General features: G+C 43.5%; 8 protein-coding genes and 1 tRNA gene. All 9 read right to left on the minus strand.

The annotated features are described in order from the left end of the window. Positions 1–304: 304 nt before the first annotated feature. Positions 305–392 (minus strand) — tRNA-Ser (locus CI597_RS14750). Between the two features lie 287 nt (positions 393–679). Further along, positions 680–2,146 (minus strand): xylulokinase, encoded by a 1,467-nt coding sequence (xylB, locus tag CI597_RS14755; RefSeq protein WP_024729022.1) that lies wholly within the window; start codon positions 2,144–2,146, stop codon positions 680–682. 20 nt (positions 2,147–2,166) lie between these two features. After that, positions 2,167–3,642, minus strand: a complete 1,476-nt coding sequence (locus CI597_RS14760; RefSeq protein WP_024729023.1) for an L-fucose/L-arabinose isomerase family protein — start codon at positions 3,640–3,642, stop codon at positions 2,167–2,169. A gap of 88 nt (positions 3,643–3,730) precedes the next feature. Beyond that, positions 3,731–4,780 carry an aldose epimerase family protein gene (locus tag CI597_RS14765; protein WP_024729024.1) on the minus strand — a complete coding sequence of 350 codons (1,050 nt, stop codon included), beginning with the start codon at positions 4,778–4,780 and terminating at the stop codon, positions 3,731–3,733. A gap of 139 nt (positions 4,781–4,919) precedes the next feature. After that, the gene (locus CI597_RS14770; RefSeq protein ID WP_024729025.1) at positions 4,920–6,404 is read right to left on the minus strand and encodes an L-fucose/L-arabinose isomerase family protein; all 1,485 of its coding nucleotides are present in this window, start codon (positions 6,402–6,404) and stop codon (positions 4,920–4,922) included. 14 nt (positions 6,405–6,418) lie between these two features. Then, a complete protein-coding gene (locus CI597_RS14775) occupies positions 6,419–7,456 on the minus strand; it encodes an ABC transporter permease subunit (RefSeq protein ID WP_024729026.1) in 1,038 nt (345 codons plus the stop codon). Beyond that, entirely contained in the window at positions 7,453–8,496 is a 1,044-nt protein-coding gene (locus tag CI597_RS14780; protein ID WP_024729027.1) for an ABC transporter permease, read from the minus strand. Before CI597_RS14780 ends, CI597_RS14775 begins: the two co-directional genes overlap by 4 nt. Then, positions 8,496–10,013 carry a sugar ABC transporter ATP-binding protein gene (locus tag CI597_RS14785; RefSeq protein ID WP_024729028.1) on the minus strand — a complete coding sequence of 506 codons (1,518 nt, stop codon included), beginning with the start codon at positions 10,011–10,013 and terminating at the stop codon, positions 8,496–8,498. Before CI597_RS14785 ends, CI597_RS14780 begins: the two co-directional genes overlap by 1 nt. A gap of 131 nt (positions 10,014–10,144) precedes the next feature. Further along, positions 10,145–11,143 (minus strand): ABC transporter substrate-binding protein, encoded by a 999-nt coding sequence (locus tag CI597_RS14790; protein ID WP_024729029.1) that lies wholly within the window; start codon positions 11,141–11,143, stop codon positions 10,145–10,147. Positions 11,144–11,300 lie beyond the last annotated feature (157 nt).

Genomic DNA, 11,300 nt, shown 5'->3' on the forward strand with positions numbered 1-11,300 from the left:
GCACGCCGCCAGCGTTCATCCTGAGCCAGGATCAAACTCTCATGTTCAATCTTGGATCTAAAAAGCGCTAGCTTTTTTATCCTTGTTTTACTGTGTCCTTTTATAAAGAACGTTCGTGTATCTTTTTTAAAGATACTGAAAATCTCTTAGAATTTTCAAGGTTGTCTTATTGTTCAATTATCAAAGATCTGCTGTCGTTTTTTGTCGTTCCTCTTGCGACAGCTATATTAGAATATCATATTTATTTCTCTGTGTCAACAACTTTTTTCATTTTTTATAAGTTCTTTTTAAGAATTTATAAAAACGGAGAAGGAGGGATTTGAACCCTCGCACCGCGCAAACGGTCTACACCCTTAGCAGGGGCGCCTCTTCAGCCACTTGAGTACTTCTCCAAAAGCGCCTAAACAATTACGTTATGATACTGCGTCTTCATGTGACGCTTGAATATATTATCAAACTCACAACTCTTTGTCAATAGATTTTATGAAATAATTTAATAAAAATTGGAATATAATTCTTTTCTACTATATATAGTAGTATCAGCATGTATTTTTCACAACTTCCAGATTTCCTGAATATGAGTTTTTATATTTCTAAGCTCTTGTAAACTGCTTTTCTCCACTGCTGAAAAGAACAAACAGCGGAGAAAAGTCTTATTTGCTGTACTGCTTTAAATGATTTAGAGCATTGGGTAGAGGAATTTCAGACTCGGATAAATCTGCCTGAAAATCTTATATCGTTCTTCATACTTATTGACCAGCTCTGAATCGGGTTTTACTGTATCCACGACTTTCACCAGTTTCTTCGCTGCCTCTTCCACGGAACTATACTCACCGCATCCAACTGCTGCAAGAATTGCTCCTCCATATCCAGGACCTTCTTCACTTTCTATAATATTAATTTCAAGATTCAGGACATTAGCCATGATTTTTCTCCAGAGCAGACTCTTTGCCCCTCCTCCGCAGATAGTTGTTTTCTTGATATCAATTCCCAGAGATTTTGCTATTCCCAGTGAGTCTTTCATTGCAAAAGCAACACCTTCCAGCACTGCCAGTGTCATATCCGATCTCTTTGTGTCCATAGACATGCCGATGAATGCCCCTCTGGCATCCGGATCATTATATGGGGAGCGTTCTCCCATCAAATATGGCAGGAAAAACACATGATTTTCTCCAAGCACCTGAAGAGACTCCTGCTCTTTTCCATACTCTTTTGTTCCAATGATATCTTCCATCCACCACTTATTGCAGGATGCAGCACTCAGCATACAGCCCATCAAATGAAAATGTCCGTCCGCATGGGCAAAAGAGTGAAGTGCATTATTTTTATCCACTCTGAAATTTTTGCTTGATATAAAAATAGTCCCTGATGTTCCCAGAGAAATATTGCATTTGCCGTCTCCCACGGTTCCTGTTCCGATGGCTGCTGCCGCATTGTCCCCTGCACCTGCTATAATTTTTACAGCTTCAGAAAGTCCCAATTCTTTTGCAGCTTCAGGCGTCACTGTGCCCACTGCTTCATAACTTTCATAAATATCTGCCATCTGTTCTCTCTTTATACCGCAGATATTCAACATTTCTTCCGACCAGCGTTTATGTTCCACATCAAACAGAAGCATTCCTGATGCATCTGAAACATCAGTACAAAATACACCTGACAGACGGTAGGCAAGATAATCCTTCGGCAGCATAATTTTATGAATCTTGCTGAAATTCTCAGGCTCGTGTTTCTGCATCCATAAAATCTTAGGCGCGGTAAAACCTGCAAAAGCAATATTGGCAGTATACTGAGACAGTTTTTCTGTGCCCACCACTTCATTTAGAAACTTACATTCTTCTGATGTCCTGCCGTCATTCCACAGAATTGCGGGACGGATGACATTATCGTCTTTGTCCAGAACGACCAGTCCATGCATCTGGCCTCCGAAGCTGATCCCCTTGATCTGATCTTTATCCACATCTCGGACCAATTCACGGATTCCATCCACAGCAGCATTCCACCAGTCCACAGGATTCTGTTCCGACCACCCTGGTTTTGGGAATGAAATGGGATACTCTTTGGAAATAATCTTACAAATCTCACCCTGCCCGCTCATTAATAATAGCTTCAGTGCAGAAGTCCCCAGGTCAAGTCCTATGTAATACATCTTCCAACTCCTTTCCTCTATTATGCAAATGGATTCTCGGAAGGATACAACATTCCCTTCGGCCGGTTAAAATCGAGTTCCGTCTGTTCCACCCCCAGATACCTAAATACCTCAAACAGAAGCTTTCCAAAATGTCCAAAAGCAACTGCTCCGTGATGCGGGAAATTCTTTTCTATAAGTACGTGACGGTAAAATCTTCCCATTTCCGGTATGGCAAAAACACCTATCCCTCCAAATGATCTTGTCCTCACCGGGAGTACTTCTCCCTGTGCGATATATGCTCTTAATTTTGAATCTGATGTACTCTGAAGCCGGTAAAATGTAATGTCTCCCGGTATGATATCACCTTCCAGCGTTCCCTGTGTAGATTCCTCGGGCAGCGTTCTCGTCATGATCAGCTGATTTTTCATTTCGCAGGAAGAGAGCTTTTCTGAAGCCGTATTTCCGCAGTGAAATCCCATGAACACATCTCTGCGGCTGTATTCATAACTATCCCTGATTTCTGACTCATACATATCATCAGGTACTGTATTGTTAATATCCAGAAGAGTCACAATATCCTGGCTGACTGCCATTCCGATAAATTCGCTCAGAGCTCCGTAAATGTCCACCTCACAGGACACCGGGATTCCCTTTGCCGTCAGCCTGCTGTTGACATAGCATGGAACAAAGCCGAACTGAGTCTGAAAAGCAGGCCAGCACTTCCCTGCAATGGCCACATATTTCCTGGAACCCCTATGCTTATCGATCCAATCCAGGAGGGTCAACTCATACTGTGCAAGTTTAGGCAGTATCTGAGGTTTTTTATTTCCCTCTCCCAGCTCCTTCTCCATGTCCTTTACCACATCCGGAATCCTCTCATCACCCTCATGTGCCTTAAAAGACTCAAACAAATCCAGTTCAGAATTTTCTTCAATCTCGGCTCCCAGATTATAAAGCTGTTTGATCGGTGCGTTGCAGGCAAGGAAATCCTGTGGTCTCGGACCGAAAGAAATAATCTTTAAGTTACGCACGCCGATCACTGCCCTTGCCACCGGTACAAAGTCATGAATCATGTCTGCCACTTCCTCGGCAGTCCCCACCGGATATTCCGGAATATAAGCCTTTACATTTCTAAGCTTTAAATTATAGCTGGCATTGAGCATACCACAGTAAGCATCACCCCGGTCATCGGTCAGCTTATTCTGTGTCTCTTCGGCTGCCGCCGCAAACATCACCGGCCCGTCGAATTCTTTAGCCAGTAATGTCTCAGCCGTCTCAGGTCCGAAATTTCCCAGGTAAACAACCAATGCGTTGCATCCTGCTTTTTTAAGCTCTTCAAGGGCTTTCTTCATGTCCAATTCATTTTCAATACAAGTCTCACATTCAAAGATTTCCCCGTATTTCTCCCGATAGGCTTTTGCAGCAAGTTTTCTCCTGTTCTCGGACAGTGACATAGGGAAACAATCCCTGCTGACCGCTGCAATTCCTAAAACTACTTCTGGTATATTTTCCATAAACGTCCCTCCTGGTCAATGGATTTAAGTAATTATGATATCTCTTTTATTTTACCACTGTTATACCTAAAGAGCCACAAAAACAAACCTATCGAATACCGAATGAATAAGTCGTCCGGTGACGGAAAATCTCTCCCTTTCTGAGAATGGGCTGAGGAAAATGAGAATAAGTAAGGCCTGAAGGAAAAAAGTGAGCTTCCAGGCAAAAACCATCACGTTTATGGTACACCGTCCCGTTCTTGCCCAAAGGCTCTCCATGGATATGATTTCCGCTGTACAGCTGCATTCCGGGAAGGGTTGTCTCCACAATAAGACTTATCCCCGTTGTGCTGCACCATGCCCTGGCTGCTTCCCCATAGCTTTCCTTTTCTTTTGCAAGTACAAAGTTATGGTCATATCCGCAGCCGTATTCCAGCTGTTGATTTTCTTTGTTTATATCTTTCCCTATTTGTTTTTCTTCTCTGAAATCAAACGGGGTGCCCTCCACACTCATAATTTCCCCGGTGGGAACAGAATCCGCTGCTCCCGGAGTATAGAAATCGCTGTTGACTTTCAAAAAATGGTTTTGGATGTTACCCGCATCATGACCCGCAAGATTAAAATAAGCGTGATTGGTCAGATTAATGATTGTATCCTGATCGCAGACGGCGGTATAATCAATATGCAGTGTATGGTATTTTGTAAATGAATAAATAACACTGACTTGTAAACTGCCGGGATACCCCTCCTCCATGTGGGGAGTGAAAAGGGAAAAGATAATCTTGTTATCCCGGCTCTCTCCTTTCCATAACTTCTTCTGAAAGCCCGAATTGCCTCCGTGCAGGTGATTGCATCCTTCGTTCGCACACAGCCTGTATTCTTTTTCGTTCAAAGTGAAAGATGCCCCTTTGATCCTGTTTGCATGTCTTCCAATAACCGATCCCATAAACATATCCTGCTGTTCATAATCCTTGACATTCTCATATCCCAAAACAACATCTGTCATCTTTCCGTCTTTGTCAGGAACCACACAGGATACGATACTGGCTCCGTAGTCGGTGGCGGAAAATGAACTTCCGTCTTTAAATGCAATTGTGTATAAATTTGCTTCCTCTCCCGCAGAAGTTGTGCCAAATGGCTGTATTCCTATTTTCTTCATAGTATATTCCTTTTCTGTGAAAAACAAATATGACAAAGCCGTAAAACAAAATGTTCTGCGGCTTTATCCAAGTGCTGTTGGAAACAGACCTGGTTAGAGTCTGTCTCCGTCTAAGAAGGAGTAAAAAGTTACTTTTACTTTATGAAAAAGGATTTTCCGTCGGATATAACATACCCTTCGGCTGGTTGAATCCTATTTCACCGACATCCACACCGATGTACTTGAACACTTCATATAATGTTTTTCCAAAGTGTCCGAAAGCGACTGCCCCGTGATGCGGGTAGTTCTTCTCAATCAGTACATGGCGGTAAAATCTTCCCATCTCTGGGATGGCAAACACTCCGATGGATCCAAAGGATTTTGTTGCTACCGGAAGAACTTCTCCCTGTGCCACATAGGCCCTTAATTTTGTGTCTGCCGTGCTCTGTAAACGGAAGAATGTAATATCTCCCGGTGTGATATCTCCTTCCAGGGTTCCCTGAGTCACTTCCTCCGGCAGTGTCCTTGCCATGATCTTCTGATATTTCATCTCGCAGAAGGACAGCTTGCTCTTTGCAGTGTTCCCACAGTGGAATCCCATGAAGGTATCTTTCTGTGTATAGTCAAATGTTCCTTTGATATCTTCTTCATACATATCGGCAGGAACAGAATTGTTAATGTCAAGAAGCGTTACCGCGTCTTCACTTACCGCAGTTCCGATAAACTCACTTAGCGCTCCGTAGATATCCACCTCACATGACACAGGGATTCCCTGGGCAGTAAGACGGCTGTTTACGTAGCATGGAACAAAACCGAATTGGGTCTGGAATGCCGGCCAGCATTTGCCCGCGATGGCAACATATTTCCTGTAGCCTCTGTGCTCTTCCACCCAGTCTTTCAATGTCAGTTCATACTGGGCAAGCTTTGCCAGAATTTCAGGCTTCTTATTTCCCTGACCCAGTTCTTCTTCCATTTCTTTTATTATAGAAGGAATCCGTTCATCATCTTTATGATTGTTGAACGCCTCGAACAGATCCAGCTCTGAGTTTTCTTCAATTTCGATGCCCAGATCATATAATGGCTTGATCGGTGCATTGCAGGCCAGGAAGTTCAGTGGTCTTGGACCGAAAGAAATAATCTTAAGCTCACTCAGTGCTTTTACCGCTCTCGCGATCGGTACAAATTCATGGATCATATCCGCACATTCCTGCGCAGTTCCAACCGGATATTCCGGGATGTATGCCTTAATATTCCGAAGCTTTAAGTTATAACTTGCATTCAGCATTCCGCAGTAGGCATCTCCCCGTCCGTCCAGCAGATTGTTTCCGCTTTCCTCAGCCGCCGCAACGAACATTTTTGGTCCGTCGAAATGTTTGGCGAGAAGTGTCTCTGAGATCTCCGGTCCGAAGTTTCCGAGATATACTGCCAGCGCGTTGCACCCTGCCTTTTTGATATCCTCCAGTGCCTGCACCATATGGATCTCGCTCTCTACGATGCAGACCGGACATTCATAGATGTCTTCTTCCCCATATTTTTCTTTATAAGCTTTCACTAAAGCTTCTCTCCTGGAAACGGAAAGGCTTTCCGGGAAGCAGTCACGGCTGACTGCTACGATCCCGATTTTTACTTTCGGCATGTTATTCATTTTCCTACCTCCTGCTAATCTTCACTTTGGGCCAGCCGTTTTTCACGGATGGATTTAAATACGCTCTGTAAGATGACGAAGAAGCAAAGCAGGGCTGCAATGGCAATCCTCGTCCACCAGGATGACAATGTACCCTGGAATGTGATGATCGTTTCAATGATACCTTTGATCAGAGATCCGAAAAGTGAACCGATAACAGTTCCTACACCTCCGGTCAGCAGTGTTCCTCCGATGACAGCTGCCGCAATGGCATCCATCTCGAATCCGCGGGCCTGCTCTACAAATCCTCCGCAGGAGTTTAAGCAGAAAGCAAAACCGGCCAGGGATGCTAAAAATCCGTTTAATACATAAACCTTTAATTTTGTTGTTCTCGGATTCAGTCCCATGAGCAGTGCAGACTGTTCATTTCCACCCACGGCAAATACTGCACGTCCGAACTTTGTAAACTTCAATAGTGCAAATGCAATTGCCACAACCAGGAGTGCGATAACAACGCTCAGGTAAATATATGGGTGCATTGCGATTCCTCTGTTGTTATAGTAAGTGATAAAGCTTAAGTAAATTTTATTATTTGCAAGGTTTAAGAACGTCTCATTTTTAATACTGATCATGTCAGAACTGATCACGGCGGTCAAACCTCTGGCAAAGAACATACCTCCCAGTGTTACGATGAAAGGCTGAATTTTTAAATATGCTACCAGGAATCCCTGTACCAGACCGAATATAATTCCAAATGCCAGCACTAAGACGATTGCCAGCCCTGCGCTCATATGTTTGATCTCCATCATCCATGCAAGCATCATACATACAACGCCGATGACAGAACCTATGGAAATATCAATCCCTCCAGTGATAAGGACAAAGGTCATGCCGACTGCTGCAATGATCAGCCCTGCGTTGCTGATAAACAGGTTTAAAAATACCTGAGGACTTGTGAAGTTACGGTCACCATAGGCGATGGCTCCTGCGATATACAAGATGAAGAACAGCACGATGGTGACAAACAGCAGGAAACCATTCCCGCGCAGTTTGCTCTTGATTTTCTCTATCATGATGCCACCTTCTCTCCAGCAGCTTTCGCCGCTCTTTTTGCTTTGTATCGATTCATAAATTTCTTGAATTCCGGAGACTGCAGTGTCACAATAATGATAACTACGATCGCCTTATAAAGCGGAAGCTGATCTCCGGTTACTTTCAGTGCATAGAGTGTCGTTGACAATGCCTGGATCGTGATCGCTCCGATGACACTTCCTCCAAGAGAAAACTTTCCTCCTGCCAGTGAGTTTCCTCCAAGGGCTACTGCAAGGATTGCATCCAATTCCATCAGATTACCTACGTTATTGGCATCAATGGATGAGATTCTTGATGTAGCGATCATACCTGCGATTCCTGCACAGAGTCCGCAGGCTGCATATGTCAGCCAGATGATCCTGTTGGAATTCAGTCCGAACAGACGGCTGGCTTTCGGGTTAATACCGACACTTTCAACATATAATTTTGTCGCTGTTCTGTTTAAGAATAAACTTACAAGCACTACCACAATAATTGCTACAAGAATCGGGGTCGGCACCGGAATATGCGGAAGAAATCCTCCTAAATATTTAAAGTTCGGCACTTTGATGTATAAAATATTTCCTCCGGTGATCAGCTGTGCCATACCGCGCCCGGCAGTAAACAGTATCAGTGTGGCCACCATGGGCTGTATTTTCATTTTTGCTACCAGGAATCCATTCCACATTCCGCATACGATTGAGACAAGAAGTCCGGCCAGGATTGCAAGAATCCACGGCATATTATATGTATTTCCTGTTCCCAGAAGATATACAGATACACCTCCTGCCAAAGCCATTGTAGCACCGACGGAAATATCGGTTCCTGCACTGGATGCCACACAGAGAGTCATCCCGACTGCCAAAATGATCAGCTCACTGGATCTGTTGAATATGTCTACCAGATATCCGTATAACACACCGTTGTTCACTGAAATCTTAAAGAATGACGGTGATTTAATAAAGTTAAACAGCAGTACGAGAAACAGACATACAAGAGGCCAAAACAGGCGGCAGGTTGTCAATTTTTTCAACTTATCCATTACTTGTCACCTCCTGCGATTGCTTTCATAACATTCTCCTGTGATAATTCACTTTCTTCCAGCTCTCCGACCTTTTTTCCGTCTCTCAGGATACCCATGTGATTTACGGTACGGAGCATTTCCTCAACTTCAGAGGAAATGAACATGACAGACATTCCTTCTCCAGCCAGTTTTACAACAAGCTTCTGAATTTCTGTCTTTGTACCGACATCAATACCTCTTGTAGGCTCATCCAGAATCAGGAAATCCGGGTCGGTCATCAGCCATCTTCCAAGAATGACTTTCTGCTGGTTTCCTCCGCTCAAAGTCTTGATCGGCACCTCTCTGTTGGCCGTCTTGACCTGGAGCATTTCAATATATTTATCTGTTAATTCTTCCTGTTCTTTCTTGCTCATCAGCTTAAACATTCCACGTTTTGCCTGCAGCGCAATGATCATGTTCTCTCGTACGGACAAGTCGGCGATGATACCTTCGGCCTTTCTGTCTTCCGGACAATATGCCATTCCTTTCTGCATTGCTTCGATCGGAGCCTTTACGTGAAGTTTCTCTCCATTCACATAGAGTTCTCCGCCTTCCGGTTTATCTGCTCCATAAATAACTCTTGCCAGTTCAGATCGTCCTGACCCTAATAGTCCTGATAATCCAATGACTTCTCCCTTATGTATAGTCAGATCAAATGGCTTGATAGATCCTTTATGATATAACCCTTTAGCCTCGATCACAGCTTCATTGTTTCTCCTGGAACCATTTCCGGCTTTATTCTTAATATCAGCCAGATCATCAAACTCTTTGCCCATCATGGTCGCAACCAATTTGACTCTCGGAAGTTCTTCAGTCTTGTATTCCCCTACAAAATGTCCGTTTCGCAAAACAGTGATCCTGTCACATACTGCATAAACCTGTTCAAGAAAATGAGTAACAAACACGATCGCTGTTCCTCGTTTCTTCAGCATGTTCATAACTTCGAATAATTTTTCTACTTCTCCTTCATCCAGGCTGGAAGTAGGTTCATCCAGAATCAAGACTTTTGCCTGTGTATCTACAGCCCTTGCAATGGCAACCATCTGCTGGATTGCAACAGAATAGTTTTCCAGAAGCTCTGTGGCGTCAATTTCTAATTTTAAGTTGTCAAGGATTTTCTGTGCTTCCCTGTTGATCGTCTTCCAGTCGATATGTCCCATTTTCATAGGTTCTCGTCCGATAAAAATATTTTCCGCAACCGTAAGATTCGGACAGAGGTTTACTTCCTGGTAAACTGTGCTGATTCCATTCATGCCCGCTTCCTGCGGAGATCCGTTTACGATGCTCTTTCCATCCATAATGATTTCGCCGGTTTCAAATTCTTCCACACCAGTCAGGACTTTGATCAGAGTTGATTTTCCTGCACCGTTTTCTCCCATCAATGCATGAATCTCACCTTCCCGTAAAGTCAACTGCGCATCGGATAATGCTTTTACACCGGGGAAACTCTTACTGATATTTTTCATGGAAAGAACTGTCTTTTTTTCATCACTCATGACAATTCCACCTTTCTTTTCACTGTTATTAGGTCTGCCCCTGGGCAATCTAAGTATAAAAATTACAGGTTAGGCCAGAAATCGGCTTTCTGGTCCAGAGCCTGCAATTTTTATGTACATCCAGCTGATTTTTAGTACTGGCGTTCGTTGATAAACTTGTCTACGTTATCTTTTGTAAATACCTGTTCTTCTACATACTGAACCTTCTCTACTTTCTCACCGTTCATGAGCTTCTTAGCAAGGTCTGCTACGCGAGGTCCATGCAGCGGATTACATTCAAACTCAGCATTGATCTGTCCGTTCTGTACTTCTTTTAATGCTGCTTTTACAGCGTCGAAGGAAATGATTGTGACATCTTTTCCAGGTTTTTTACCTGCTGCCTTTAATGCATCAATCGCACCAAATGCCATGTTGTCATTCTGAGCCACTACGACATCAATGTTTTTGTACTGTTTCAGGAAGGATTCCATTACTTCCTGTCCTTTAGCCTGTGTAAACTCGCCTGTCTGAGAAGCTATGATCTTAAAGTCCTTAGCGTCTTTAATGCCTTCTTTAAATCCTTTTGTACGTCCGATCTCAGCGGAAGAACCGATTGTTCCCTGTAAAACTGCGATGTTGGCAGCTTTCTTACCCTTTTTTTCCATGTCTTTGATCAGCCATTTTCCTGCTTCCACTCCTTCTTTCTTGAAGTCGGAACCTACCCAGCAGGAAACCAGTGAATCATCAGATGTCTTGATCTGTCTGTCAACAGTGATTACCGGGATGCCTGCTTCCTTTGCTTCTTTCAGAACAGTTTCCCATCCGGTCTCTGTTACCGGCGCGATCGCGATGACATCCACACCCTGTGAAATAAACTCGCGGACAGCCTTTGTCTGGTTCTCCTGTTTCTGCTGAGCATCAGCAAAAGATAATTTGAAACCATTTCCCGCAGACAGTGCTTCCTTCATGGACTTTGTGTTGGCAACACGCCAGTCACTCTCCGCACCTACCTGTGAAAATCCGATCGTGATCTCCTTGTTATCTTTCTTAGCGGCATCCTTTTTTCCACCTCCGCCGCAGGCTGTCAACATGGTGCCCATCATTGCTGCACAAAGAGCAATACTAAGAACTTTCTTAAATCCTTTTCTCATGACTTTCTCCTCCTTAAATTTTCTGAACTTCATGCGGTTCTTACTTACAATATACATTTTACTTGTATCTGCACTTGTTTCAATGCAATATCTTTTGAGTTAAGTACACTTTTTTATTTTTTTTCAATATGAGGTTAAAAAAGTTTTTTTTCTTTTG

Origin of the sequence: Anaerostipes hominis (ex Lee et al. 2021), from assembly GCF_002270485.1 — a bacterium.
GTDB classification, from domain to species: Bacteria; Bacillota; Clostridia; order Lachnospirales; family Lachnospiraceae; genus Anaerostipes; species Anaerostipes hominis.